Genomic DNA, 24,752 nt, shown 5'->3' on the forward strand with positions numbered 1-24,752 from the left:
TTATTTCCCCCTTAATTGTAAAAGTGCCTGCAGGGCAAGCTCGTATCCGTATAAACCTAGCCCGACAATTTGACCATGTGTAACAGGTGCCGTCACCGAATGGTGGCGAAACTCTTCACGCTTATGTACGTTTGAAATATGCACTTCAATAACAGGAACAGATATACTAGCAATCGCATCTCGAATGGCATAACTGTAGTGAGTAAAAGCACCAGGATTGATCATAATCCCATCAAATTTCTCATCCGCTTCATGAATCCAGTCGATAATTACACCTTCGTGATTAGACTGTACGCACTCAACTTCTACCCCATGGTCTCTGCCTGCTCGCTGAAGCTTCTCTTCAAGATTTTGAAGGTTATCTGTCCCATATACCGCTGGTTCGCGTACGCCTAAACGATTTAAATTAGGACCGTTTATTACTAAAATCTTATTCATCTTAATTCAACACTCTCCCCTACTACGAACCCTTTATGCAGCTCACTTATGTGAATTTGCACTTTATTTTTCTTTTTAAATCATTATATAGAATATATTAGCATACGTTGGAACATTCACACTACTTATTCGCCGTTTGAAAATCTGTAGATTCATCTTTTGTTTGAAGCTCTGCAGCTTCAAAAGAAATGGAATATCCGATGAATACACCATATAAAATATAAATACAGAGGGATGAAATAATCGTGTTAGCTGGAAGCTCTCCAATTGTTTTTAAGTTGGGAAAGAGCGGATTCAAAACAACGAATACAATTGCCCACCATAATAAGCCGTAAGCAAAACCTATCCAAATTGTTTTAAACTTCTTTAATAGGACGTAGTATAACAACCCGACAACAATAGATAATACCCCTATAAGAAAAACACTGACGATAACACCTATTCCTTTATCCTTCCAATCACCTAATGCCCATGGATCTAAAAGCATATTTGGATTGATAACACTAAAGCTGAACAGATAATTTAAATAGCCAATAAAGCTCCAGAAAATCCCTCCAAAAAAGGAAATAAAGATGGCTTTAAATAAAAAAGACATTTCCTGTTTATGCGTAGGGTGGTTATCCTGTTTTTTTTCATGCTGTTCTTTAGGTTCTGACATATTAATCACCTCTTGATGTAGTATGAACTTTTTTCTCATTTCCTACTGACTCATTTCTAAGTTTTTACGTTTATTACTCTTCCTATACGCAAGAAGGGAGCCTGATATCAAAGAGACATTTTAAAACTACTTCGCACAGAGTTTCATAAACAAATTTTATAAGTGAAAGGAAAAAAATTCATAACAAGGGTGTGGAGATGAAAAATATTGGCTAAACTAGATAACATGCATCCGCCTAGAGGTTTATTTGATTTTGCTGTAGAATATAAAACACTAAGAAGTCTAGTCTAGTTAAGTTAGGTTGGTGCCTGAAATGTCTAAATTACAAAAACCTGCGTATGGTGGTCAAGCCGTTATAGAAGGTGTCATGTTCGGTGGCAAACGTATGATGGTGACGGCTATTCGCCGCAAAGATCAATCTATTGATTATTTTCATTCAAAAAGAAAATCAAATTCCGTACTCACTGCTTTAAAAAAAATTCCTTTTTTACGAGGAATTGCTGCTATTGTTGAAGCCAGTGCAAACGGTACGCAGCACTTGAACTTTTCCTCTGAACGCTATGACGTGAATCCAGAAGATGATGCTCAAGTAGCAGAAGAACAACAAAAAGAGAAAAAAGAATCAAAACTATCTTTAATATTTGGCGTTGCAACTATTGGTGTAATATCCTTTCTTTTCGGGAAAGTACTATTTACATTGATTCCTGTGTTTTTAGCACAGTTGACACGTCCTGTTTTCACTTCAAGTGTAGCTCAGGTTTTTATTGAAGGAGTATTTAAACTATTATTGCTCCTTGGCTATATTTATGTGATTTCACAAACGCCACTTATTAAACGGGTGTTTCAATATCATGGAGCAGAACACAAGGTCATTAATGCATATGAAAACAATGCTGAACTTACGGTAGAAGCCGTGCAAGCACAATCTCGACTTCATTATCGCTGCGGAAGTAGCTTTATCCTCTTTACCGTAGTTGTAGGAATGTTTGTCTACCTACTCGTTCCAACGGATCCTCTTTGGTTACGAATTGTGGATCGCCTTGCATTAATTCCAGTTGTCCTTGGTTTATCATTTGAAGTGTTACAGTTAACCAATAAAGTTCGTCATGTCCCTCTTCTTCGCTTTTTAGGTTATCCCGGTTTATGGCTTCAGCTTTTAACAACCAAAGAACCAAAAGATGATCAAGTTGAAGTTGCGATTGCTTCATTTAAAGAACTTTTACGCGTTGAAAATGAACTTTCTTCTACCACTGACGAACAAGTTGTCTAATCCACACCGTTTTGCTTTCTTTTTTTACTATTTTAGGAGGTGAACAAAATGAGACGTCCATTCGTGAAACCACTTGTATATGGTCTAATCGGGTTAGGAGTCATTGGCTTTGCATTTACGTTGATTACAGATCCAGCTGTTTTATTACGTCAAGCAGGTTATATTTTTCTGTTTATCATTTTGTTTTACTTAGTTTATCGGTTTATTCTCCGCCCTTCTCAGACAAAAGGTCAAGATAGAGGCTATGTGCGCGCAGTAAAACAATCAAAACTGCGTCAAAAAGAAAAAGAGCGAGGAAGCAACAAAGTTGATATGCATACGTACCGAAGCTCAAATAAGCGCCCGGTATCCAAATCAACGAAACCGCTAAAGAAAAAGAAAAACAACTCACACTTGACCGTCATCGAAGGCAAAAAAGGAAAAAAGAAAAATAGAGCATTCTTTTAAAAAAACAAGGAGAAAAGCCTCCTTGTTTTTTTAATAGCACCATTTTTTCAAAAATGCCCTTGTACGCTTTTTTCCAAACGCAATCAGCTCTTCCTTCCGCTCTTCTGTGAGGGTAAATTCTGTCGCAAAAACTTGATTAACAGGTAAAAAGATAATATTTTTTTCGTGACGTTTTGAAATATGTCTTGCATCGTGCGCATCTTTCATCGTCTCAAAAAGCGCGCTGAATAAACCAACGGCATTTTTAATTTTATTCCGTTCCCTTTCTTCGTCCTTCGGGCTCAGCTTCACACCAATTACCGGTCGCTTCTTGAGACTTTTATCATCATCAAACAGAAAAATTGGAAAGTTGCTTAACACGCCCCCGTCGACTATTAAACTGCTTGGGGTAGATTTTAATTTAACCGGCTCAAAAAAATATGGAATGCTGCAGCTCATTCGAACGGCTCTTGCTACAGAAAAGCGATTCGGGTCGATTTGATATTTAGGCAAATCATCTGGAAGAACAAGCATCGTACTGTTGGTCAAATCTGACGCAATAATACGCAGCGACTGATCAGGCAAATCAGCAAATGTACGAATTCCTCTGCTCCGCAATTTCTCAGAAATCCACTTTTCAAGCCTTTCTCCTTTATACAATCCCATTTTCCAATATAAAAACAGCCACTTTGTCAAGCTTGATGGTAAAAAAGACATTCTTTGATCTAAAAAAGACGATAACTCAATTTCATTCATCATTTCAACAATTTCTTCACTTGTATAACCGGCTGCTACAAATGCACAAATAATGGAACCCGCACTCGTTCCGGCTAACCGCCGAAAGATCAAGCCTTTTTCTTCTAGAGCTTGTAACGCGCCAATCAGTGCAAGCCCTTTAATACCGCCACCTGAAAACACTCCGTCGACGTACACAGCCTCTCCTCCAAACTACCCACTCTACATTTGTAGTCGACTCAGCAACAAGTTATGATAAAAAGAAAAAAGCAGTGACGCTATTGGCCGCTGCTTTCTTCTTATAATTTTTGCTCTTCTTCATTTCGTTTTTGTACATTGCGAAGCTCTTGAATACGGTTATGATTTTCTTCAAAGTATTGAACTAAATCTCCAATTCGATCAATGGAATTCCAGCTTAAATGATGTTCAATTCCTTCTACGTCATCATAAATATTTGTCTCATCTACGCCAATGATGCGCAGCAGCTGCTCTAAAAGCTCATGGCGATAAACAAGACGTTTTCCAATCTTCTGCCCCTTAGCTGTTAAAACAAGGCCTCGATATTTTTCATAAATTAAGTACTCATCTTTGTCTAGCTTTTGAACCATCTTCGTTACAGATGAGGGGTGAACCGCCAATGCATCAGCAATATCAGACACTCGAGCGTATCCTTTATCTTCAATTAGCATATATATTTGTTCAATATAATCTTCCATACTCGGTGTAGGCATGAAATCTCCCCCAATTAATATTATGTATTGCTAATAATAAGTCATAAATGTCTGTTTCTTATAGTGATATCGTGTTCATGTTTGATAATCTATGTGAAAAAAACGTGTAAATAAAGCGATGTCATAAGATAAAACTGGATAAAAGACATTCAATTAAAATCATACTACAATGCTTATTCAAATACAAGAACCGTTCGATCCCGCTTCTTATTTATGCCCCATTTTTATACATAATAAAAGCTGACTCGTTTGAGTCAGCTTTTACTAGTCAATCATGTTCAAAATTAAAGGCCGCATTTCAGCTGTGCACCACAGTTTGTACATGTGTTGCATCCGCCCATTTCTTCTACCGTTCCTTGACGGCAAACCGGACAAGTATTACCTACTTCAGAACCGATTGTTACATCAGTTGAACGAATTTCATTAATTGTATCAACTAGCACAACGTGCGGTTTCGTTTCTTCTTTTGGCGCTTCAATTTCTTCATCAAACGTATTTTCTTCTGCTTTTAGCGTTAAGACTTGTGCATCACGGCTGCCGTCTACGTACACCGTACCGCCTTTTGCTCCGCCTTTATACAGACGCTCGTACACTTTTTGAACTTGCTCTACTGTGTAACCGCGAGGAGCGTTTACTGTTTTACTAATTGAACTGTCAATCCAGCGCTGAATCACACATTGCACGTCCGCGTGAGCTTGTGGTGCAAGTTCCATAGCTGAAATGAACCATTCAGGAAGGTTGTTTGGATCTGCTTCTGGATGCTGATCTAAATACTCTTGAACGATATCAGCTTTTACTTCAATAAATTTACCTAAACGGCCGCTTCGGAAGTATGAGAATGAGAAATAAGGTTCAAGACCCGTTGACACCCCAACCATTGTTCCAGTACTGCCTGTTGGCGCTACTGTTAATAAATGAGAGTTTCGGATACCGTTCTCTTTAATGTTTTCACGAATATCTTCAGGCATTTTTTTCATGAAGCCTGTATTTGTAAATGCTTCACGTAAAGAAGCCGTTTCAGCATCTGTTTCGCCCACTAAGAACGGGAAGCTTCCTTTTTCTTTTCCAAGCTCTACAGACGCACGGTAAGCCGTCGTTGCAATTGTTTCAAACACTTTATCTACTAACTCATTGCCTTTGTCTGAGCCGTACTCTGTTTCACAATAAATAAGAAGATCGTGAAGACCCATTACACCAAGGCCAACGCGGCGTTCGCCAAGAGCTTGCTTTTGGTTTTCTTCTAAGAAATAAGGAGTTGCATCAATAACGTTATCTTGCATTCTAACGCCCGTTTCAACCGTTTGACGTAACTTTTCAAAGTTAACAGTTTTCGTTTCTTTATCTGCCATTTGCGCTAAGTTAACAGCAGCTAAGTTGCAGACAGAGAATGGTGCAAGTGGTTGTTCCAAATTTGTTATCGTAAAGGCTTTTTATCCTCTACCTCTTACGCTTCATATTTACGTAAGTTCAGCATACGTTTTCGTTACAATTATTCAGCCATTTCTTTCAAATACTCTTTCGGAGCTTTAAAATTGTAACGTTGCGGCCTCGTGGAAGCATTATAGTCTGTTATACAGGATCAGCTTCTATGCGTTGCCCCTGACTAAACCTTTACGTTTAGCCTTCGGTTCAGATTCCCATCTCAGGGTTCCTGCTTTATTCCGCAATGTTTTACATGAGGCAAACTATTCACCACATGGATTTGTTGCAACAACGTGCTGACCATATGCTTGAGCATTTGTCATATCATTAGCATTGTCAAAGAAGAAAATGCCTGGTTCAGCTGAGTACGTTGCACAAATATTAATTAAGTTCCATAGCTCTTTCGCACGGATAGTACGGTACGTACGAACTTTGTTTCCTTGTTTTGCCCATTCGCGCACATCGCCTACTTCGTGCCAGTTTTCATTGTAGTTGGCCATTTCTTCTTTTGAATAGCTTTCTACGTCTGGGAAGCGAAGTTCATATTCACCGTCGTTTTCAACAGCATCCATAAAATCTTTTGTTAAGCATACAGAAATGTTTGCTCCTGTTAAAAACTCTGAGTTATGAACGCTGTACGTTCCGCCTGTTTGCAGCTTTTCTTCTGCATCTTTAATGATTTTTTCACTGAACCCACCAAGACCAGGAATTTGTTTATAGTTAATGATTCCTTGGTACATCGCTTCTTCAGACTCTGTTAGCGGCGTGAACTTCAATTTATCTTGCGCATGCTTTTTAATCATTTCGTCATTTGTGTTTTCAATTAAGAAACGTAAAATGCGAGGGTTTTGCATTTTAGAAATGATAAACTCTACAATATCAGGATGCCAGTCGGCAAGCATGATCATTTGAGCCCCACGACGTGACCCACCTTGCTCAACAAGATGCGTCAGTTTAGCAATATCATCTAACCATGAAACCGAACCAGATGATTTGCCGTTTACACCGCGAGCCAGCGTGTTGCGCGGGCGAAGAGTTGAACCATTTGTTCCAACACCGCCTCCGCGGCTCATGATTTCCATTACTTGTTTGCGGTGTTCTGAAATACCTTCACGTGAATCTTTTACATAAGGCATTACATAACAGTTGAAGTACGTTACGTCTGTGTCAGCGCCTGCACCGTAAAGAACGCGGCCAGCTGGTACAAAGTTTAGCTGAACAAGCTCTTGATAGAACTTTTCAAACCACTCTTTACGCTTTTCTTCTGTTTTTTCCACAGAAGCTAAGCCTGTTGCATTACGTTTTGCAATTTGCTCGTAGAAGACCTCTAGAGGCTTTTCAATGACATCCAGCGAACGAGTGATTAACCCGTTTTCTGCTTCTTCGGGCGATAAAGCACCTCTAAACTCATCTTCTACCTTGACAACAGCGGTCTTTTGCTCAAAATTAATGCTTTCCACATAGCCAAGTCCTCGTGCTGGAAATTTTGGATCTTCTTTTACAGTTAGAACAACAAAATCTCCTTCTGATAACGTTAATTTTTCCGTATCTTTAAAAGCATAGCGGTCTAACATTACCAATCTTGAAACACCTTTATGAGTCAACTTCATATCCGGTGTAATCGGATGTACTTGCGGAAAGCGTTCAATATCTGAATTGAGCTTTTCAACATTCATATTCACTTTTTGATTTAACAAAACAGTCATTCTCACAACTCCTTACCTATCGAACATCTATAAATTTATTAACTCTTTTTCCTTTTAAAGGAAAAAGAGTTTTTCAATCAACTATCAATAACTTACCACAGGGCTTGGACGAATTCAATATATAGTATTTGACACTTATCCAAACATCTACATATAGAAGGGTGTCAAGTGAAATATTTTTTTTTTCGTAAAAAAAGTGTTTGACTTTTCTTCCCTATGTATTCTATCAGCCAAGAATTATTTCTAAAAATTCCAATAAAAAGTGCAACTTATAAGAAGTTGCACTTTTATCTATTTCCCATCGGCATCCGTTTAGCGCTTAAAGTTCCATTCATCCGATCCGTACTTTGTGCGCGCTAGTTCTTCTACGTATGCTTCCTCTTCTTCAGACAGTGTATACGGTTCTAAATCGATATCAAGAGCCGAAGCAAATCCTTTATAAAACGCTTTTTTTGCTTCTTCAATAGAGATTTTGCGGCCAGCAATTGCATTGATGGCTACCGCTTTAGAACGGAATGCGCGCTGCATTCTTTCTTTCACGCGATCATTTGGATAATTAAACACGCTGAATAATTTATCTTCATCAATCTCTAACAGAATAGAGCCGTGCTGTAGAATAACTCCTTTTTGTCTGGTTTGGGCACTTCCAGCAATTTTGCGGCCCTCTACAACTAGTTCATACCAAGAAGGAGCATCAAAACATACGGACGAACGAGGGTTTTTTAAGCTATTTTTTTCTTCTTCTGAACGAGGAATAGCAAAATAAGCCTCGAGCCCTAACGAACGAAATCCTTCCAGTAAACCTTCAGAGATTACGCGATATGCTTCTGTAACTGTCTTAGGCATGTTAGGATACTCTTCAGATACAATTACGCTGTAAGTAAGCTCTTCATCGTGAAGCACGCCCCTGCCGCCCGTTGGACGTCTTACAAAGCCTAGTCCTAATTCTTTTACTTTATCAAAGTTAATTTCTTTTTCAGCATTTTGAAAATAACCGATTGACAGCGTTGGAGGGTTCCATCCGTAAAAACGAATCGTAGGTGGAATTTCTCCTTTACTATGCCATTCTAATAACGCTTCATCTAACGCCATATTGTAATAAGGCGAACGGTTGTTGGAATCAATAAATCTCCACTTTGCTTTCATCTACCTCATCCTCAGCTATATGTAATATAAAAAATAAATCCGTTTTTTAGTCTACCAAAAGATTGAGCTAAGGAAAAGCAAAGAGCAACATAAAACTGTGAATTCAAATGTGGTAGTTTTTTCATTTTCGGGAAGAAATCCGCTAGATTCAAGGCAAAATCGCTTTACTTCTAATTTCATTCACTTATATAATAAGAGTATGGATTTTGTCGAAGAAAGGAAGAATCAGCATGTCAGCAATTACAGCAGTACTCATTTTACTTGGAGTAATTATCATATACTCTGTCGTTATGTTCTTTTACCAACGTCGCATTATGAAAACGTTAACTGAAGAAGAATTCCGCACCGGCTACCGCAAGGCACAGCTAGTTGATATTCGTGAACCGAATGAATTTGAAAACGGACATATTTTAGGCGCACGAAATATTCCTCTTTCACAGTTCCGTATGCGCATTAAAGAATTTCGTCCAGATCAGCCTGTCTACATCTATTGTCAAAGCGGAATGCGCACAGGACGTGCAGCACAAATGCTTCGTCGCCACGGTGTTCAAGAAATCTATGATTTAAAAGGCGGCTTCAAAATGTGGAACGGTAAAGTAAAAAAGAAAAAATAATGGTATGTATATAGAAAAACCTCGCCTTTGGGCGAGGTTTTTTGTTAGACGTTTTGAACAGCCTGTTCTTTCTGATAGCGAAGAACTGGCTTTCTCGCTGCCAGCGTTTCATCAAGGCGCTTCACAACCGTTGTATGCGGAGCTTCCTGTACGACTTCAGGCGTTTCTTCTGCTTCTTTTGCAATTTGAATCATCGCATCGATAAACGCATCTAGCGTTTCTTTCGACTCCGTTTCCGTTGGTTCGATCATCATGCACTCTTCTACGATAAGCGGGAAGTAGATAGTTGGCGGATGATAGCCAAAATCAAGCAGTCGTTTCGCAATATCCAATGTGCGCACGCCCAGCTTTTTCTGACGTTTTCCTGATAAAACAAATTCGTGCTTACAGTGACGGTCAAACGGAAGCTCATAGTGTTCTGCTAAACGACGCATCATATAGTTGGCATTTAGCACAGCGTTTTCCGTCACGGCTTTTAAGCCGTCTGGACCCATTGAACGAATATACGTATAAGCGCGAACGTTGATACCGAAGTTGCCGTAAAACGGCTTTACGCGTCCAATTGACTGAGGACGGTTATAGTCAAAGTGATAGCCTTGTTCTGTTTTCACAAGCACTGGTTTAGGCAAATACGGAATTAAATCTGCTTTTACCCCTACCGGACCAGAGCCAGGACCGCCTCCTCCATGAGGGCCTGTAAACGTTTTATGAAGGTTTAAATGCACAACGTCAAACCCCATATCTCCAGGACGGGCTTTACTTAATACTGCGTTTAAATTTGCACCATCATAATAAAGCTTTCCACCTGCTGCGTGAACAATTTCAGCCATTTCTAAAATATCTTCTTCAAATAACCCTAGCGTATTTGGGTTTGTTAACATTAAAGCGGCTGTATCTTCTCCTACTACGCGGCGTAAATCCTCTAAGTCCACTAAACCATGTTCGTTTGATTTTACCGTTACCGTTTCAAATCCCGCAACTGTTGCCGAAGCCGGGTTCGTTCCGTGAGCTGAGTCTGGAACAATGACTTTTGTTCGCTGCGTCTCACCATTTGCTTCATGATAAGCACGAATCATCATAAGCCCGGTCCACTCGCCGTGAGCACCTGCTGCTGGCTGAAGTGTTACTTCATCCATTCCTGTAATTTCTGTTAAATGCTCTTGTAAATCATATAAAAGTTCGAGAGCACCTTGAACCGTTTGCTCATCTTGAAGCGGATGAATATGCGCAAACCCAGCAATGCGTGCTGCTTGTTCATTCACTTTTGGATTATATTTCATCGTACATGAACCAAGCGGATAAAACCCTGAGTCTACTCCGTGATTTCGTTTTGAAAGCGCGGTGTAATGACGCATAATATCGAGTTCTGATACTTCAGGAAGCTCAGGAGCTTTGGTACGCACATACGCTTTTCCAAGCAGTTCTTCAGCATTTACTTGCGGCACATCTAACTCTGGCAATGAATAGCCGATTCGCCCTTCTTTACTGCTTTCAAAAATAAGTGATTGATTTTGATTAAGCATGAAGATCCCCCAATTCATTTACAAGTTGGTCAATTTCCTCTTTTGTACGGAGCTCTGTAAAAGCAAGCAGCATGTGATTTTCAAGCGCTTGGTTATCACGGCTAAGATCATAACCGCCAATTATTTTTGATGCTAATAAATGATTGTTTGCTTCTGTTACCGAAACAGGAAGCTTCACGACTAATTCGTTAAAAAACGGTCCTTCAAATGCTACATTTATCCCTTTTGCCTTTAACGCTTCATATGCATAATGCGTTTTTGATAAGTTTTGCAGCGCCATTTCTTTTACACCTTGCTTGCCTAAAGCTGTCATTGCAACTGATGCCGCTAAAGCATTTAACGCTTGATTTGAACAAATGTTAGACGTCGCTTTATCGCGGCGTATATGCTGTTCACGCGCTTGAAGGGTTAAAACAAACCCTCGCTTACCGTTTTCATCTACCGTTTGCCCTACTAATCGTCCTGGAATTTTCCGCATAAGCTTAGACGTAGTTGCAAAGTATCCGCAGTGCGGTCCTCCAAATTGACTTGGAATACCAAATGGCTGTGCATCTCCAATGACAATATCAGCTCCGAATTCTCCAGGGGGCGTAAGTAAACCTAATGATAAAGGATTGCTTGAAACCACAAACATGCACTTTTCTTGATGAGTAATTTCTTCAATTTCTTTTAACGGCTCGATTTGCCCGTAGAAATTTGGGTATTGGACAATAACAGCTGCCACGTCACTCCCCATCTCTTTTTCCAATGCAATCATATCTGTTACTCCGTCTGCTGCAGGGATTTCTACCACTTCAATGTATTGACCCTTCGCATACGTTTTTAACACATCTTTTGACTCAGGGTGAACAGCCGCAGAGACAAGTACTTTTTTCTTTTTTGTTTGACCCGCACTGAGCATAGCGGCTTCTGCTAAAGCAGTTCCTCCGTCATACATAGAAGAATTAGCCACGTCCATCCCCGTTAACTCACAAATCATTGTTTGAAATTCAAAGATGGCCTGAAGTTCTCCTTGAGAAATTTCTGGTTGATACGGAGTATAGGCCGTATAAAATTCCGAACGAGAAATAACATGATCAACAATAACCGGCATGTAATGATCGTAAACTCCTGCTCCTAAAAAAGAAGCATAGTCTTTTAAATGAGCATTTTTAGCAGCCATACTATTTAATTCTTTTAACAGCTGAGGCTCTGAAGCCGCTTTTTTAATATTGTATTCTCCTTGAAAACGAACGCGCTGCGGAATATCTGAAAATAAATCATCAACAGATGAAACACCAATTGCTGCTAACATTTGCTGCTGATCTTGTTCTGTCATTGGTAAATAGCGATGTAACATGTTAAATTCCTCCCCAAAGCTTACTTTGAACGTTTATAAAAAGGTGTTGAAACCACTTTTGCTTTTAAGCGTTTTTTTCGAACCTGCACTTCTACTTCCCGACCAAGCTCTGAATACTCTGCTGACAATAGCGCTAAACCGATGTTTTTCTTTAATGTCGGTGACTGTGTACCTGTTGTCACAAATCCAATTTGTTCTTCATCTGCAAATACTTCGTAACCGTGTCTTGGTATACCTTTATCAATCATTTCAATTCCTACCAGTTTACGAGGTGCCCCGCTTTCACGCTGTTCTTTTAACACTTCTTTTCCAATAAAGCTGTCTTTGTTCGTTTTTACTGCAAATCCAATTCGAGCTTCAATGGGCGTAATATCTTTTGAAAGCTCTTGGCCATATAAAGCCAAAGTAGCTTCAAAACGAAGCGTATCGCGAGCTCCTAATCCGCAAGGCAGCACACCTTCATCACTGCCTGCTTCTAAAATAGCCGTCCACAAGTGAGAGGCGTCAGCTGAAGAACAATAAATTTCAAAGCCGTCTTCCCCGGTGTACCCAGTACGTGAAACGAGAGCTTTTACATTCGCTACTTCTACATCATCAGCAAATGTAAATGGCTTTAATAAAGATAAATTTTCGTTCGTTAACGTTTGTAAAACTTTTTCTGCTACAGGACCTTGTAAAGCTAGCTGCGCAGTTTCATCAGACTGATTAACGAGCATTACATCTCCTTGTTTGTGAGACACCAGCCACTCATAGTCTTTTTGAATATTAGCAGCGTTTACGACTAGCAAATACTCTTGATCTGCTTTTTTATAAATCAGCAAATCATCTACCGTGCCTCCGTCTTCATAACACATAGCCGTATACTGTGCTTTTCCATCTACGAGGGTAGAAACGTCATTTGTCATCGTGTGCTGAAGAAAAGCTAAGCTATCAGCTCCTGTTACAAGAATTTCTCCCATATGAGAGACATCAAAAAGGCCTGCCTTTGTACGTACAGCTTCATGCTCTTCTTTAATAGAAGAAAATTGAACGGGAAGAGCCCATCCTCCAAAATCAATTGTTTTGGCACCATATTTTTGATAGGTATCATAAAGCGGCGTTTTGTGTAATTCTGTTGTCATATTTATGTCCTCCTCTTTTTCACGTGAAACTTTTCATAACGGGGAGTTTTCAAATAGTGTGGGGATCACTACGTATCCAAACAAAAAAGGACAGAAAACCCCCTACTGTATTTAGTAGGAAGTCTCTGTCCTTTTCACCTGAAAGTTTACCTATAAACGAATAGGTTTGCCTCGTGGGTGGTCTATAAACGCATAGACACTCTCCAGAGCTGCGTCAAACAAGAGTCTTTTTGCCTGAGAGATTCACAATTTTATTGCTTGCTCCTTCGGCGCTACATTCAAGTAGTCTCTCCCCGTGTCGTCATTCGCTTCTATAAAGTTGGTAAAGTTGGGCATACTACTGAAAGATGTATCTATCTTTATTCACACAATCATTTGTAAAGTGCTAATCTATTTTCTTTTTCAAATTTTCTAAATATATTTTTATCCTACCTGATTCTTATCATTTGTTCAATAAAAATTTTTTACAAAGGAGCATTTTTATCATGAAAGTGAAATTAAACATCGATGAAACATGGGAAGCAGCCTTCTCAACTAAATTGGAGCAAGACGGCCCTTGGTCTGCATGGGATTTGTATAAACTTGCCTATGAAATAGAAGACCAAACGCTTATCTCAGAATTTGAAGGACTACAAAGCCCAAAACATCTAGCTGATTTAACGCCGCTTCCTCATCAGCTCGAAGTAGCCAAACAAGTAGTTGAAACAATGAATGGGAAAGCCATTTTAGCAGATGAAGTAGGACTGGGGAAAACGATTGAAGCAGGGTTAATTTTGAAGGAATATATGATTCGCGGACTTGTTAAAAAAGTTCTCATTTTAGTTCCAGCTTCGCTTGTTTCACAGTGGGCTATGGAATTGAATCAAAAATTTTATATTCCCGCAGTCCCTCAAAGAAAATCATATGTGTGGGATCAGTGTGACATCGTTGTGTCTTCAATTGATACAGCAAAACGTTCTCCTCATCGAGAAATTGTGCTTGAACAAGACTACGACCTCATCATCATTGATGAAGCTCATAAACTTAAAAACAACAAAACAAAAAACTATGAATTTGTGCAAAGTCTAAAAAAGAAATTTTGTCTGTTGCTAACCGCAACACCGATTCAAAATCGAATTGAAGAAATTTTTAACTTAGTCTCTCTTTTAAAGCCTGGCCATCTCGGCAATAAAGACTATTTCGAAGAATTATTTTCCGCTAAAAAACGCTCTTTGCAAAACGATGAACACTTAAAAGAGCTTGTTAACAAAGTTATGATTCGAAATCGCCGCCACGATACGGGTATCGAATGGACGAAGCGAATTGTTCAAACCATTCCTGTTGAATTCTCGCCAAAAGAACGCGAGCTGTACGATGCGATTACGTCTTTTAAAGGAAACGGACTGCACCCTTCAAGCGCTTTTTCAATTTTAACCCTGCAGCGAGAGGCCTGCAGCAGCCGTGAAGCGGTGTATATGACATTAAAAAACATGCTTGAACGTCAGGAAGATCAAAACAGCGCATTAACGGAACATATGATCACTCCGTTAATGGAACTACTTCAGCAAGTGCCGCAAAATGCAAAAGCAGAAAAAGTGCTAGAGCTCGTTCAGAAAATTGATGATAAAGTCATTATTTTTACTGAGTACAGAGCAACTCAACTGTATTTACAGTGGTATTTAAAACAGCATGGAATTACCTCTGTACCTTTTAGAGGCGGATTTAAGCGAGGTAAAAAAGACTGGATGAAGCAGCTTTTTGAAAGCCACGCGCAAGTATTTATTGCCACTGAAGCAGGCGGAGAAGGAATCAACCTTCAGTTTTGTCATCATATCATTAACTATGATCTTCCGTGGAATCCAATGCGTCTAGAACAGCGAATTGGAAGGGTCCATCGTTTAGGTCAAAAACATGATGTTCACATTTACAATTTAGCCATTCAACATACGGTCGAAGAACATATTTTAAAATTGTTATACGAAAAAATAAACCTTTTTGAACGAGTTGTTGGAGAGCTAGATGATATTTTAACAAAGCTTGATTTAAAAAATATCGAAGAGCATATTCAGGATATTTTATTTCATTCGCGGAGTGAAGGAGAAATAAAAATCAAAATGGAGAACTTGACGTCTATTATTCAATACGAAGACAGCGAGGAGGATCAGCATGCAGCAAACTGATATTCATCAATTTTTAAAGCGTTATTTTCTAGCTAATAATTGTTCTATTGTCACAGAAACATCTTCTTACCTGACGGTTCAATTAACGATTGAACTCGATAAAGAATTGATGAATCGTCCATTTTATTGGCACTATATTGAAAAGACGGGAGGAGAAGCAACTCCTGCTTCGCTCACTTTCATTACAGATCCAGCATTTGAAGACGATTCCGTTCAAGGAGAACGAATTCATTTCGGTTCACCTAGGCTGCACCAAATTTTCGCTTCTACTCAAAAACTAGGCGGGTTTATTCACTTGTATGAACAAGTTGCATCAGCTCAGCCAACAAATCAGCCTTTACACCCTTGGCTTGCATTAAATATTAAAGTCTCGTACAAATGCGATCGTAAAAAAGATGAGCTCTTGTCGCTTGGCATTAATTTAATCAATGGACAGATTATTGAATCATTTCATGAATTAATCATTAATCAAAATTTGTCATCTAAAATCTCAGACTATTGCTTTACTCTCTCACCTTTTATTAAACCTAAAAGTGCCATCGCACGACTCACATCATATGTGACTGACTATGTTAAAGCTCAGCCAACTGAATGGGCTGAAAAAGCGCAGGAGAGATGGTATGAAGACTTAGCGCTTCTTGATCATTTTTACGAAACAGCAGAAGAGCTGCCAGAAATATATATGACCGAAAAAACAGCGCTTCAAGAACTGTACGAGCCGACTATCTTGTTTAAGTTTATAAACGGTGGCTTATTTTACATATCGCCTGAAACGATGTCTCGTCAATTTAACAAAACACAAGCCGGTTAAAAAAAAGATGAGCATATGATATGCTCATCTTTCTTTTTTCTTTCGATACCACAGCATAAACGACAGCGGAATCATTCCAAACCATCTGTTTGCAAAAGGTGCTCGCTCTTCTTTTTTTTGAATTTTTTTCGTTTTCCTCTCTTCTTTTGGCTGATCCATATATTGTACAAATTGCTGAGTCATATATTTTACATAATCATTCGTTTTCATATAATCATCTCCTCAGCACTATTATATCCGGAGAGAAAGAGACTTAATCCGTCCACTTCACAATGTGCTGATCCTTTTTTTGAATATATGCCGTTTCCGTCAATGCTCTTCCTTGCAATGTTTGACACTTTATTTTTAGGATGATCATCTGTTCATCTTCACTTACTACTTCGTATGAAACCGTACCAGTTTCTAATACTAAAGATGCAGATGGAGATTTATTATGTTCTTTTATTTCTTTTTTTACATGTACAACCGCGTTTTCTAAAAGATGCTGCAGACGATTTTTCTGCTCTACTTCTTGATAAAATGAACTTTTCGTCACAAAATAAGTGGTTTGCTGAGCTACTAACAGAAGAAAAAGCGCACAAAATGCCAAAACAACTGGGAGAATAAATCCTTGCTCATTATGTTTCATGAGCAAGCATCAAAAACGTCGTAATGGTTTCTTCTCTAACTTTGTTAACACCGTCTGTTGAACGAATCAAAAGCCTTTCTTTTTGCTGTTCATACATAATATTCTTAATGTGCTGCAGCACAACTTCATGACCGCTTTCATCCACTCGTCTTCTTATCTTGTCTTCGTAGCGTTCATAAGTGATGATCTGATTATTTTCCATTTTCAACGTAAGCGTAGTCGCATTAATTCCCACTTCTTTTGCTTCTCGATATTCCATAGCAAGTTGATTCACAAAAATTTCCCACTCCATTTCATTCATACTAAAATCCGGATTATATGTTTGCTTAGCTAGCGGAATGATAATGGGGAAAAATGAAACAATGATCAAAAAAAGAGTAAAACTGACTAACATCTCTACAAGCGTAAAGCCTTTTTCCCTTTTCACTTCAACATCACATCACACTTCTTTTTCATTTTCTCAGCGGAATCTGTCCATTCTACACAAAGCTTTTGAGCACTTTCTCCGTTCCACTTCAGATAAAACGCAACGTTTTCTTTTACGATTTTTTCTCGCCGTTTATATCCTGCTTCATATTTATATTTCAATAGCTCTTCGTGCAAGATAGCATCAGCTTGATACGAAACATATTGCTTCTTTTCTGCTTCCTTCATCTGAACATACAAAGGAATAATTGTACCGGTTAGGAGTAAAAGCATGCTAAATGAAACAAGCATTTCTAACAAGGTGTAGCCCTGCTGACCCTTACATCTTGTCCACATAAAAACGCCCTCTGCCTATTTGAAAAGTAACTTTATATTTAAATTTTTGATTGCTGATAAAAATGGTCTTCGCTTGAGAAATATTGCCGTTTTTGTTGTATTGTATCGTGGAATTGCCGCTTCCAAACGTGATATGAATGGTGGAGTCATAGGCGCGCTTATAAAGAACGGCACGAGAATCAGAAATAATATATTCTGTTCCCTTCGGTGCGAAGTTAATTTTAATTGGAGATTCTCGGTTCATTGCTGTTTGCTGCACATAAAACGTGTCGCTTTGCAGCTGTCGCAAAAATAATGTGATTTTGTAATATTCCACAAGCGGACGAATGGCTACAATAATGGAAAACATCATCACTTGCACAATAAATAAAACCATCAGCATCTCAATGAGGGTAAATCCTTTTTGCTTAAGAAGAACCACTAGCTGTAACCTTTCCGGTACCGTCAATTTGAATGGCTTGACCATTTGGACACACGGTGCCTTCTTTTAAGTAGCCTCCTGCTTCAAGCTCTTCTAGACTTGGTTTTTCGCCATTTTCAAGTTCGTATACTTGTACCTCAGCCTCTACGGTTTTGACAAGAGCTGAGCAGCCTTTGTTGTTAATAACCGTATTATGCTTTAATACATTTGGAATCATAATGAGCAAAAGCACGGTAATAACGAGCATAACAATGAGCATTTCAATAAGGGTAAATCCTTTATCACCTTTTAGAATCATATTCTTTCACCTTTCTACAAGCTCGACATCACTTCTAACATCGGAAGCATAACGGACATATACATAAGCAGAATGACAATTCCGATGAATAAGAATGTAAGCGGCTGTACATATTTTAAAATACGAAAAATAAACTGTTCCATTCTTTCCATCATAAATAGACTGTAATCATACAGTTCTTGAGAAAGCTCACCGTTCTGCTGACCATGCACAATAACTTGAGCCAAGTCTTTTTCATAATGAGATTTACCTGAAACGATATGATCTAATCGCATTCCTGAGGAAAGTTGATCTGTAAAAGCAAAAGCTTCCACTTGAAAAAACGGATGATGCTCTTGCTTTTGAAAAAGAGCAAAGCATTCATAAATAGATAAACCACCATTTAGTAAATTGCTCATATGAACAGAAAAAAAGTACGAGTTAAATAGCCGTGTGAACGTTCGGATAACGGGAACTCTCATAAAAAGCTGCATTTGAACTACTGGAGGCAATTTTTTAATATAAATCACATAAAACAAATAAAGAATGATTGGCATACTGATGACTGCAGGTAACACAAAAGGAAAGAACGACATCGCCTGCATAAATAAGAGAATAAACGAAGACTGCTTGTTTCCAAAGGATAAGTACAGAGCTTCAAACTGTGGAAGTAAAACCGTACTTAAAACAAATAAAATGGAAAGAATAAACAGCAGTAGCAATACGGGGTATTGAACAAGCTTTTGAAATTTTTTACGATGCCTTACTTTTTCTTCAATCATTGAGCTGCTTTCTTTTAAAGCAAATTGAAGGTTTCCATGCTGTTCCGCAAAATATAAATAGCTTAAAATATCGCGGTGAAACTGAAGTTTAACAAAAGCATCGTGCAAAGATTCTCCTCGTTTTAACTGCTCAAGACATTTTTCAATATCCGTTTTTTCTTTGTTAGATACTTGAAACGTCAAAAACGAAAGAGCTTGAGAAAGAGTGTAGCCTTTTTCCAAAAGCTTAGAGACCTGCTTAAGAATTTTTGCTTGCTGAGCAAGAGACCACCTTTTTTGTCTATTTGTCTTTACCCCCATCCGTCTAGCGAATGCGGATATAAATAGCCTAGCGCGATTCCTTTTAGAATCACATCTCGGAGCGTCTTATAATCATAATCCGCATTTTCTCCTTTCACTTCTCTCATCACTGCACTAAGCTCCTTGCCATAAAGCAATTCGTATATGCTGGACTGACGATGCTTTCTCATTTTTTTACAAGCGGGGTGGCATTTTCCGGAACACAGCGGACAGCGAATTTCTACAAGGCGCTGTGCAGCTACTGCTACAAGAGTCTGTTCCATTTCTTGAAAGCTAACCCCAAATTCAAGCAGCCTGTACAAAGATCCTTTTGTATCTTTAGTATGCATCGTTGTCAAAACCAAGTGTCCGGTAAGCGCTGCTCTCACAGCAATTTTGGCAGTCTCACTATCTCTTATTTCTCCCACCATGATAATGTCTGGGTCATGGCGCAATATAGCTTTTAAACCAGTCGTGTACGTAATCCCCGCCCGTTCATTTACCTGTACTTGAAGCACGGTTTCACTCGGTTTTTCAATAGGATCTTCTAGTGTAATAACATTTCGATTAAAAAGGTGCTTTACTTCGTGTAAAAGAGTATATAGAGTAGTGGTTTTACCTGACCCTGTAGGACCGGTAAAAATAATTAATCCATGAGAGAATTTCAAGAGAGAAATAAGCTTTTTAGTGTGTTCAGGAAAAAGAGATAAATGTTTGAGAGATGTAGATTGTTGATGAGGCAAAAGCCGAATAACAAGACTTTCATCATGAGAAGTAGGAAGGGTTGATAAACGCAAATTTACTTGATAGTGATCAATGGAAGTGGTCAATGCACCATTTTGAGGTTTTCTGCGCTCGCCAATATCCATTCCCCCTAAAAATTTAAAATGCGAAATGAGCCGTTCAGACATTTCCTTTGAAATAACCCTCTTTAAAATAAGCTCCTGATCAATTCGCAGCTGAATCACAGCATCTTTCTTTCGGGGCACAATATGCACATCAGAACTTCGGCACTCACATGCATCTCGTATAATGTACGTTGCAAACTGTTCAATTTCGGTCAAGCGATCATCACTCCTTTATTTGTAATAAAGATGATTAGTAAAACATCTAGAAACAGTAATTTCGACCTTTTTCGAGATTTTCCTCCTTCTTTTTTCATTTTTTATAATTTTTTCAGTATACGCTTCTTTTCTTCGCTTCAGCCCTTGTACACAATGTACAACTTCTGTACACCTCTAAACGACTACATAAAAAAAGACAACGTGATGTAAAACTCTACGCTGTCGTTTTATTCGTTATTTACTGAATTGAACTTCTTCATCATGTACGCTTACACAACTAGAGAAGCAAGACTTGTTTTTTTCTTGACTAAATTTTTAAGAGCAGATTCGTTATAGCCTACTACAAGCTTTTTGCCATCTGTTAAAATTGGTCGGCGAAGCAAACGAGGATGTTCAATTAATAGATTGACCACTTCTGATAGTGTCATGCTATCCACATCAACATTTAACTTTTTATATTCTTGACTTCTTTTAGCAAGAAGTTCATCCATCCCTTCTGTTGTCATAGAAAGAAGTTCAAGCATTTCTTTATGAGTAGGTGTTTCTCTAAATAAATGACGCTCTTTAAAATTCACATCTTCCTTCACTAGCCATTTTTTCGTTTTACGACAAGATGTACAGCTCGGGTACGTATAAAATTTAATTTCTTCCATATGAAACCCTCCCGTTTTTTAGTTATAGATTGTTTATATACATTGTACACGTTTTGTATAACTTTTGTATAGTATTATGCACATGTTTTGTATAACTTTTTTTCTTCTGTCGTATTTCAAGGAAAAGATAGCGTTTTCAGGAAAGAAAGGATGTATTATAATGGAAAAGTATCGATATAGTTTCATAAGTGCTTTCTAGTGCTTACACAGCGATGACATTCATCATGACACTAACTAAGTTTGATAAAGGAGGAAATGGACGTGGAACGAATGTACCGTGTAATGGGGTTTTGGACAGCAATTTTCACTGTAATGTTTTACCTCGGTCACATGCATAAGACTTCTTTACTCTTTTTAGCTCAAACAGGCTTTTTTGTAATTCTTAGTTATTTAAAGCTGTCTGAAAGAATGTACATTTACGTTTTCGGAGCATATTTGACCGTCTTTTTTGTGGGGTTCACGTACTGGTCAACTTTTATGATGACACCAGGACAGTAAAGAGAAAAGCGATGGGCTTCCATCGCTTTTTGTATTCTTAAAAACCATTTAGGAAAGGATTTTGATCCATTTCGTGTCCCACAGTTGTTTCAGGTCCGTGACCGCTTAGCACAAGCGTATCTTCTGGAAGGGACAGCAATTTCGATTCGATGCTTTCTAACAGCTGAGCTTGATTGCCTCCAGGTAAATCTGTGCGTCCAATGCCGCCTGCAAAAAGCGCGTCACCAGATACTACAAAGTTACCCGATTTGAAATAATATGAAACGCTGCCAGGAGAATGGCCAGGCGTTTCGTACACCTCAAATTGAAATGAGCCAATTGTTAAATTGCCTTCGACTGAAATAATATCGGTTGCATCTGGAGCCGTAATTTCTCCTAAATCAAAAAATTTCGAACCGTTTAAATCACTATTATGAAGCCATTCTTTTTCATTTTTATGTACATAAAGCGGGATAGAGTAGTGATTCATCACTTCATCTACTCCTCCAATGTGATCAAAATGAGCGTGTGTCAGCAAAATAGCCAACGGTTTATACGTTTGTTTTTCTAGAAATTCAACGAGCTGTTTTCCCTGAGCTCCCGGGTCAAAAACTAAACACTCTTTTTTTTCGTTAGCAACGACATAACAATTCGTTTGAATAGGTCCTAGCGGTATACGATGATAGTTCATAATGTATCCTCCTTGTAAAATTTATTTCCGTTATATGCATTATCATACACACATCATCTTATAAATGAAAGTAAGGACCTTTCTAAGCTAATAAGGCGAAAGAAAGATTGGTTTTCATCTCGACAAACGGTTAGAAAAGTTTTACAATTAAAGGGATAAGCTAATGATAGCGCTTTAATTTTAAGTTGCCTAAAGGAGGTTTCTTCGAGTGGGTCTTATGATTATTTTTGCACTAACAACATTGCTAGGCGTATTTGCAGCTATTTCATCTTTTAGAAATAAAAACATATTAGGCATTGGTTTTTCGGTACTAACATTCGGTGTGTTCGGATGGTTTACCGTGATGACCATTATACATCACGGTTATCCGGCGGTACATCATTAAAAAAGCCACGCAAAGCATATGCTTTGCGTGGCTTTTCAAATAGATAGATATTCCATTGCCGCAACTAAAATAGCTTTGGTCGGATTATATACGCGTGATATTTGAGATAGAGGCAGCGGATTAATTCCTTTCCCCAGTTCTAAGGTGAACCCTAGCTTTTTCTTTTCTAAGATAAACCAATCCTTAAATCCAGCGTGACTATCAATCGTTTTGACTGCTTTATAACCGCTTACCCTTTCAAAATAACTGGCTATTTCCTCCGCTTCCGTCGGCTCTTCATTCATATACCCCCAGTAAAATTCTTCTCCTTGGGTATGTAAAGCAATCACACAATCAAAATTATGACGCTCAACGAGTTTTACCATTGCCTGCGCTTCAGGTTCAGACAGAGATTCATAACCTGGAAAGTCCCGATAATGCGGAGCTTTAGGTTCTTTGCGCTTTTTTTCAATTTCCCAATAAGCCGGAAACTGATTGTTTAAGTCTACCCCTCGGATATTTGCTTTCCAGCTTTGAAAATCAGGAAAATCTCTTCCTATTTTAGAAAGAAAAGACGCATAAGGTTCACTTACAGCAGGACCTTTTAAGACCAGATCTACTCCGTCTGGATTAACAATTGGAACCGCAGAAAGCGTAATTTGATTAAAAAGAGCTCTTGCTTCCTGCCCGTTCAACGCCTGGTCGTAATGAAGAGCAGCTAAATAATCTTCAACAAACTTTAGAAGAACATTTGTCGTAATCCATTCATTGGCATGAAAAGACGCATTAATATGAACCTTTCTTTCTCCGTTTCCAATTAAAATATGAGGAATCGGCTTTCCAAGCACGCTGCACCCTATCCATTCAAGAGAACCATAGGGGTAGTACGTCAAAAGTGTTTGGATATCTTGTATTGTTCGTGTGTAATCGTAGGGCTTTTGGATATCTACAATTTGCATAATCTTCACTCCTTTACACTATGTATATGTAAAGATTGAAAAGATGCATGATAAAAAAGCGCTTTGACTAAATGTCAAAGCGCTTTTTTATCTCAGTTAGATTCTTGCTTATTATTCAAAATAAGATTTAACTAACCAAGCTCCTCCAATAATTCCCGCATCGTTTCCTAAAGTAGCGATTGCTAGTTCAGCACCTTGCGCTACGCGAGGAAATGCAAAACGTTTGAAATAATCTCTTACCGGTGCAAGTAATACCTCGCCTGCACGAGACACACCGCCGCCTAGAACGATCTTCTCAGGGTTTAATGCATTAGCAGAGTTTGCTAGTGCTAGACCTAAATGAAAGGCAACTTTATCTACAACATGCATAGCTAACTCGTCTTTTGAACGAGCTGCATCAAATACATCTTTAGATGTAACTTGTCCATTTTGTTCTAACACTGTGCGAAGCTCACTTGGTTTGTCCGTTTCCGTTAACTCTTCCATTGTTAAACGTACAATTCCAGTTGCTGAAGCAATTGTTTCTAAACAGCCGGTTTTGCCGCAGTTACACGGTGCCCCGCCTTCAGGAATAGAAGTAATGTGCCCGATCTCACCAGCGGCTCCATTTACGCCTTGTACAATTTCACCGTTTGCAATGACGCCACCGCCAACGCCTGTGCCAAGCGTAACGCAAAGTAAATCTTTTGCTCCGTCTCCAGCACCCTTCCACATTTCTCCAATTGCTGCAATGTTTGCATCATTGTCTACTACAACAGGAAGAGAAGTTTCTACTTCCAAGATATCTTTGATAGGGAATTTTTCCCAACCTAAATTGACAGCTACTTCAATCGAACCGTTTGCAAAGTTGACAGGCCCCGGTGCACCAATACCAATTCCTACTAACCTTGATTTTACTTCTCCAAGATCGTTTAACTTTTTATCAATTGCTTTTGCAATATCTGTTGGAATTTTACGGCCTTGCTCGCTCACATCCGTATTAATTTCCCACTTGTGAATGATTTCTCCATAATGATTAATAAAGGCCATTTTTATTGTTGTACCGCCTAAATCAACTCCAACTAACCATTTGTCATCCATGTTCATTCATCCTTTTTCTCTTTTTGTTGTTTTAACTCTCGACGAAGCAAAAGAATTGCCATTTGGTAATCACGTACATCAATCAAGTTAGACTGATATAACTCTTTTACTTCCGCTTCCATCAGCTCTAAATCAGCAATACGATCGCCCACGTATATAAAAATGCCGAAGGACTTTAATAATTGTTGTACATCATATAACGTATTCATTCTGTCA

General features: G+C 38.6%; 28 protein-coding genes, 2 pseudogenes and 1 riboswitch. Of the genes and pseudogenes, 7 read left to right on the forward strand and 23 right to left on the reverse strand.

Going from position 1 to position 24,752, the window contains the following annotated elements; translation table 11 throughout:
- Nucleotides 1-438 carry a type II 3-dehydroquinate dehydratase gene (gene aroQ, locus MKY06_RS22805; protein ID WP_013059157.1) on the reverse strand — a complete coding sequence of 146 codons (438 nt, stop codon included), beginning with the start codon at nucleotides 436-438 and terminating at the stop codon, nucleotides 1-3.
- A gap of 121 nt (nucleotides 439-559) precedes the next feature.
- Nucleotides 560-1,096 (reverse strand): YqhR family membrane protein, encoded by a 537-nt coding sequence (locus MKY06_RS22810; RefSeq protein WP_029320228.1) that lies wholly within the window; start codon nucleotides 1,094-1,096, stop codon nucleotides 560-562.
- 313 nt (nucleotides 1,097-1,409) lie between these two features.
- Here MKY06_RS22810 and MKY06_RS22815 point away from each other — a divergent pair, with 313 nt between their 5' ends.
- Both MKY06_RS22815 and MKY06_RS22820 read left to right on the forward strand, forming a co-directional pair.
- Nucleotides 1,410-2,366, forward strand: a complete 957-nt coding sequence (locus tag MKY06_RS22815; RefSeq protein ID WP_013085002.1) for a DUF1385 domain-containing protein — start codon at nucleotides 1,410-1,412, stop codon at nucleotides 2,364-2,366.
- A gap of 48 nt (nucleotides 2,367-2,414) precedes the next feature.
- Nucleotides 2,415-2,813: an SA1362 family protein gene (locus tag MKY06_RS22820; RefSeq protein ID WP_013059160.1), complete on the forward strand. Its 399-nt coding sequence runs from the start codon at nucleotides 2,415-2,417 to the stop codon at nucleotides 2,811-2,813.
- A gap of 30 nt (nucleotides 2,814-2,843) precedes the next feature.
- Here the strand turns inward: MKY06_RS22820 and MKY06_RS22825 are convergent, their stop codons facing one another.
- The 5 genes and pseudogenes from MKY06_RS22825 to MKY06_RS22845 form a co-directional block, all read right to left on the reverse strand.
- Entirely contained in the window at nucleotides 2,844-3,725 is an 882-nt protein-coding gene (locus tag MKY06_RS22825; protein WP_013059161.1) for a patatin-like phospholipase family protein, read from the reverse strand.
- Nucleotides 3,726-3,826: 101 nt separating this feature from the next.
- The gene (mntR, locus tag MKY06_RS22830; RefSeq protein ID WP_013059162.1) at nucleotides 3,827-4,258 is read right to left on the reverse strand and encodes a transcriptional regulator MntR; all 432 of its coding nucleotides are present in this window, start codon (nucleotides 4,256-4,258) and stop codon (nucleotides 3,827-3,829) included.
- A 284-nt stretch (nucleotides 4,259-4,542) separates the two neighbouring features.
- Nucleotides 4,543-5,664 (reverse strand): annotated as a pseudogene (locus tag MKY06_RS22835) (ribonucleoside-diphosphate reductase); the annotation flags it as partial.
- A 282-nt stretch (nucleotides 5,665-5,946) separates the two neighbouring features.
- Nucleotides 5,947-7,386 (reverse strand): annotated as a pseudogene (locus tag MKY06_RS22840) (vitamin B12-dependent ribonucleotide reductase); the annotation flags it as partial.
- Nucleotides 7,387-7,698: 312 nt separating this feature from the next.
- Nucleotides 7,699-8,532, reverse strand: a complete 834-nt coding sequence (locus tag MKY06_RS22845; protein WP_340961357.1) for a lipoate--protein ligase family protein — start codon at nucleotides 8,530-8,532, stop codon at nucleotides 7,699-7,701.
- Between the two features lie 230 nt (nucleotides 8,533-8,762).
- Here MKY06_RS22845 and MKY06_RS22850 point away from each other — a divergent pair, with 230 nt between their 5' ends.
- The gene (locus tag MKY06_RS22850) at nucleotides 8,763-9,146 is read left to right on the forward strand and encodes a rhodanese-like domain-containing protein (RefSeq protein WP_013059164.1); all 384 of its coding nucleotides are present in this window, start codon (nucleotides 8,763-8,765) and stop codon (nucleotides 9,144-9,146) included.
- Nucleotides 9,147-9,190: 44 nt separating this feature from the next.
- Here the strand turns inward: MKY06_RS22850 and gcvPB are convergent, their stop codons facing one another.
- From gcvPB to gcvT, 3 genes are read right to left on the reverse strand one after another with little or no spacing between them, the layout of a single operon-like run.
- Nucleotides 9,191-10,669 (reverse strand): aminomethyl-transferring glycine dehydrogenase subunit GcvPB, encoded by a 1,479-nt coding sequence (gene gcvPB / locus MKY06_RS22855; protein ID WP_013059165.1) that lies wholly within the window; start codon nucleotides 10,667-10,669, stop codon nucleotides 9,191-9,193.
- Complete coding sequence (gene gcvPA, locus MKY06_RS22860; RefSeq protein WP_029320219.1) at nucleotides 10,662-12,008, reverse strand: aminomethyl-transferring glycine dehydrogenase subunit GcvPA; 1,347 nt, start codon at nucleotides 12,006-12,008, stop codon at nucleotides 10,662-10,664. Before gcvPA ends, gcvPB begins: the two co-directional genes overlap by 8 nt.
- A gap of 20 nt (nucleotides 12,009-12,028) precedes the next feature.
- On the reverse strand, nucleotides 12,029-13,129 hold the full coding sequence (gene gcvT, locus MKY06_RS22865) for a glycine cleavage system aminomethyltransferase GcvT (RefSeq protein ID WP_013059167.1): 1,101 nt from the start codon (nucleotides 13,127-13,129) through the stop codon (nucleotides 12,029-12,031).
- A 212-nt stretch (nucleotides 13,130-13,341) separates the two neighbouring features.
- Nucleotides 13,342-13,434, reverse strand: a riboswitch (glycine riboswitch).
- A 180-nt stretch (nucleotides 13,435-13,614) separates the two neighbouring features.
- On the opposite strand from gcvT, the gene MKY06_RS22870 reads away from it, so the two are divergent.
- Complete coding sequence (locus MKY06_RS22870; protein ID WP_014458233.1) at nucleotides 13,615-15,288, forward strand: DEAD/DEAH box helicase; 1,674 nt, start codon at nucleotides 13,615-13,617, stop codon at nucleotides 15,286-15,288.
- Nucleotides 15,275-16,099 (forward strand): YqhG family protein, encoded by an 825-nt coding sequence (locus MKY06_RS22875; protein WP_013059169.1) that lies wholly within the window; start codon nucleotides 15,275-15,277, stop codon nucleotides 16,097-16,099. The genes MKY06_RS22870 and MKY06_RS22875 overlap by 14 nt, the downstream gene beginning before the upstream one ends.
- 24 nt (nucleotides 16,100-16,123) lie before the next feature.
- Here the strand turns inward: MKY06_RS22875 and MKY06_RS22880 are convergent, their stop codons facing one another.
- From MKY06_RS22880 to MKY06_RS22920, 9 genes are all read right to left on the reverse strand, one after another.
- Nucleotides 16,124-16,309, reverse strand: a complete 186-nt coding sequence (locus MKY06_RS22880; protein WP_013059170.1) for a YqzE family protein — start codon at nucleotides 16,307-16,309, stop codon at nucleotides 16,124-16,126.
- Nucleotides 16,310-16,352: 43 nt separating this feature from the next.
- A complete protein-coding gene (gene comGG / locus MKY06_RS22885; protein ID WP_013059171.1) occupies nucleotides 16,353-16,727 on the reverse strand; it encodes a competence type IV pilus minor pilin ComGG in 375 nt (124 codons plus the stop codon).
- Nucleotides 16,717-17,154 carry a competence type IV pilus minor pilin ComGF gene (comGF, locus tag MKY06_RS22890; protein WP_053487735.1) on the reverse strand — a complete coding sequence of 146 codons (438 nt, stop codon included), beginning with the start codon at nucleotides 17,152-17,154 and terminating at the stop codon, nucleotides 16,717-16,719. Before comGF ends, comGG begins: the two co-directional genes overlap by 11 nt.
- Complete coding sequence (locus MKY06_RS22895) at nucleotides 17,151-17,489, reverse strand: type II secretion system protein (protein ID WP_013059173.1); 339 nt, start codon at nucleotides 17,487-17,489, stop codon at nucleotides 17,151-17,153. Before MKY06_RS22895 ends, comGF begins: the two co-directional genes overlap by 4 nt.
- Nucleotides 17,473-17,955, reverse strand: coding sequence for a competence type IV pilus minor pilin ComGD (gene comGD, locus MKY06_RS22900; protein WP_153254572.1), 483 nt, complete (start codon nucleotides 17,953-17,955; stop codon nucleotides 17,473-17,475). Before comGD ends, MKY06_RS22895 begins: the two co-directional genes overlap by 17 nt.
- Nucleotides 17,897-18,208, reverse strand: coding sequence for a competence type IV pilus major pilin ComGC (comGC, locus tag MKY06_RS22905; protein ID WP_013059175.1), 312 nt, complete (start codon nucleotides 18,206-18,208; stop codon nucleotides 17,897-17,899). Before comGC ends, comGD begins: the two co-directional genes overlap by 59 nt.
- Before the next feature lie 14 nt (nucleotides 18,209-18,222).
- Nucleotides 18,223-19,269 carry a competence type IV pilus assembly protein ComGB gene (comGB, locus tag MKY06_RS22910; RefSeq protein WP_013059176.1) on the reverse strand — a complete coding sequence of 349 codons (1,047 nt, stop codon included), beginning with the start codon at nucleotides 19,267-19,269 and terminating at the stop codon, nucleotides 18,223-18,225.
- Nucleotides 19,260-20,312 carry a competence type IV pilus ATPase ComGA gene (gene comGA, locus MKY06_RS22915; RefSeq protein ID WP_013059177.1) on the reverse strand — a complete coding sequence of 351 codons (1,053 nt, stop codon included), beginning with the start codon at nucleotides 20,310-20,312 and terminating at the stop codon, nucleotides 19,260-19,262. The genes comGB and comGA overlap by 10 nt, the downstream gene beginning before the upstream one ends.
- A 269-nt stretch (nucleotides 20,313-20,581) precedes the next feature.
- On the reverse strand, nucleotides 20,582-20,965 hold the full coding sequence (locus MKY06_RS22920; RefSeq protein ID WP_013059178.1) for a Spx/MgsR family RNA polymerase-binding regulatory protein: 384 nt from the start codon (nucleotides 20,963-20,965) through the stop codon (nucleotides 20,582-20,584).
- Between the two features lie 261 nt (nucleotides 20,966-21,226).
- Here MKY06_RS22920 and MKY06_RS22925 point away from each other — a divergent pair, with 261 nt between their 5' ends.
- Complete coding sequence (locus MKY06_RS22925) at nucleotides 21,227-21,463, forward strand: DUF2626 domain-containing protein (protein ID WP_013059179.1); 237 nt, start codon at nucleotides 21,227-21,229, stop codon at nucleotides 21,461-21,463.
- A gap of 37 nt (nucleotides 21,464-21,500) precedes the next feature.
- Here the strand turns inward: MKY06_RS22925 and MKY06_RS22930 are convergent, their stop codons facing one another.
- Nucleotides 21,501-22,133, reverse strand: coding sequence for an MBL fold metallo-hydrolase (locus MKY06_RS22930; protein ID WP_014458225.1), 633 nt, complete (start codon nucleotides 22,131-22,133; stop codon nucleotides 21,501-21,503).
- A gap of 208 nt (nucleotides 22,134-22,341) precedes the next feature.
- Here MKY06_RS22930 and MKY06_RS22935 point away from each other — a divergent pair, with 208 nt between their 5' ends.
- Entirely contained in the window at nucleotides 22,342-22,518 is a 177-nt protein-coding gene (locus MKY06_RS22935; RefSeq protein ID WP_013059181.1) for a DUF2759 domain-containing protein, read from the forward strand.
- 35 nt (nucleotides 22,519-22,553) lie between these two features.
- On the opposite strand, the gene MKY06_RS22940 is transcribed toward MKY06_RS22935, so the two are convergent.
- From MKY06_RS22940 to MKY06_RS22950, 3 genes are all read right to left on the reverse strand, one after another.
- The gene (locus MKY06_RS22940; RefSeq protein ID WP_029320197.1) at nucleotides 22,554-23,456 is read right to left on the reverse strand and encodes a M14 family metallopeptidase; all 903 of its coding nucleotides are present in this window, start codon (nucleotides 23,454-23,456) and stop codon (nucleotides 22,554-22,556) included.
- 111 nt (nucleotides 23,457-23,567) lie between these two features.
- Nucleotides 23,568-24,536, reverse strand: a complete 969-nt coding sequence (locus MKY06_RS22945) for an ROK family glucokinase (protein ID WP_013059183.1) — start codon at nucleotides 24,534-24,536, stop codon at nucleotides 23,568-23,570.
- A 2-nt stretch (nucleotides 24,537-24,538) separates the two neighbouring features.
- On the reverse strand, nucleotides 24,539-24,745 hold the full coding sequence (locus MKY06_RS22950) for a YqgQ family protein (RefSeq protein ID WP_013059184.1): 207 nt from the start codon (nucleotides 24,743-24,745) through the stop codon (nucleotides 24,539-24,541).
- Between the last annotated feature and the right edge of the window lie 7 nt (nucleotides 24,746-24,752).

Source organism: Priestia sp. FSL P4-0332 (assembly GCF_038005845.1).
GTDB lineage: Bacteria > Bacillota > Bacilli > Bacillales > Bacillaceae_H > Priestia.

Excerpts from the sequence above, each read along its gene's own strand:
- MKY06_RS22920 (WP_013059178.1), bottom strand. The coding sequence starts at position 20,965 with ATGGAAGAAATTAAATTTTATACGTACCCGAGCTGTACATCTTGTCGT.
- MKY06_RS22850 (WP_013059164.1), top strand. The coding sequence starts at position 8,763 with ATGTCAGCAATTACAGCAGTACTCATTTTACTTGGAGTAATTATCATA.
- MKY06_RS22845 (WP_340961357.1), bottom strand. The coding sequence starts at position 8,532 with ATGAAAGCAAAGTGGAGATTTATTGATTCCAACAACCGTTCGCCTTAT.
- gcvPA (WP_029320219.1), bottom strand. The coding sequence starts at position 12,008 with ATGTTACATCGCTATTTACCAATGACAGAACAAGATCAGCAGCAAATG.
- comGB (WP_013059176.1), bottom strand. The coding sequence starts at position 19,269 with ATGGGGGTAAAGACAAATAGACAAAAAAGGTGGTCTCTTGCTCAGCAA.
- gcvT (WP_013059167.1), bottom strand. The coding sequence starts at position 13,129 with ATGACAACAGAATTACACAAAACGCCGCTTTATGATACCTATCAAAAA.
- MKY06_RS22895 (WP_013059173.1), bottom strand. The coding sequence starts at position 17,489 with ATGTGGACAAGATGTAAGGGTCAGCAGGGCTACACCTTGTTAGAAATG.
- MKY06_RS22940 (WP_029320197.1), bottom strand. The coding sequence starts at position 23,456 with ATGCAAATTGTAGATATCCAAAAGCCCTACGATTACACACGAACAATA.
- MKY06_RS22810 (WP_029320228.1), bottom strand. The coding sequence starts at position 1,096 with ATGTCAGAACCTAAAGAACAGCATGAAAAAAAACAGGATAACCACCCT.
- MKY06_RS22820 (WP_013059160.1), top strand. The coding sequence starts at position 2,415 with ATGAGACGTCCATTCGTGAAACCACTTGTATATGGTCTAATCGGGTTA.
- MKY06_RS22945 (WP_013059183.1), bottom strand. The coding sequence starts at position 24,536 with ATGGATGACAAATGGTTAGTTGGAGTTGATTTAGGCGGTACAACAATA.
- comGG (WP_013059171.1), bottom strand. The coding sequence starts at position 16,727 with ATGAAACATAATGAGCAAGGATTTATTCTCCCAGTTGTTTTGGCATTT.
- MKY06_RS22880 (WP_013059170.1), bottom strand. The coding sequence starts at position 16,309 with ATGAAAACGAATGATTATGTAAAATATATGACTCAGCAATTTGTACAA.
- mntR (WP_013059162.1), bottom strand. The coding sequence starts at position 4,258 with ATGCCTACACCGAGTATGGAAGATTATATTGAACAAATATATATGCTA.
- gcvPB (WP_013059165.1), bottom strand. The coding sequence starts at position 10,669 with ATGCTTAATCAAAATCAATCACTTATTTTTGAAAGCAGTAAAGAAGGG.
- MKY06_RS22930 (WP_014458225.1), bottom strand. The coding sequence starts at position 22,133 with ATGAACTATCATCGTATACCGCTAGGACCTATTCAAACGAATTGTTAT.
- aroQ (WP_013059157.1), bottom strand. The coding sequence starts at position 438 with ATGAATAAGATTTTAGTAATAAACGGTCCTAATTTAAATCGTTTAGGC.
- MKY06_RS22815 (WP_013085002.1), top strand. The coding sequence starts at position 1,410 with ATGTCTAAATTACAAAAACCTGCGTATGGTGGTCAAGCCGTTATAGAA.
- comGC (WP_013059175.1), bottom strand. The coding sequence starts at position 18,208 with ATGATTCTAAAAGGTGATAAAGGATTTACCCTTATTGAAATGCTCATT.
- MKY06_RS22870 (WP_014458233.1), top strand. The coding sequence starts at position 13,615 with ATGAAAGTGAAATTAAACATCGATGAAACATGGGAAGCAGCCTTCTCA.
- MKY06_RS22950 (WP_013059184.1), bottom strand. The coding sequence starts at position 24,745 with ATGAATACGTTATATGATGTACAACAATTATTAAAGTCCTTCGGCATT.
- comGD (WP_153254572.1), bottom strand. The coding sequence starts at position 17,955 with ATGGTCAAGCCATTCAAATTGACGGTACCGGAAAGGTTACAGCTAGTG.
- MKY06_RS22875 (WP_013059169.1), top strand. The coding sequence starts at position 15,275 with ATGCAGCAAACTGATATTCATCAATTTTTAAAGCGTTATTTTCTAGCT.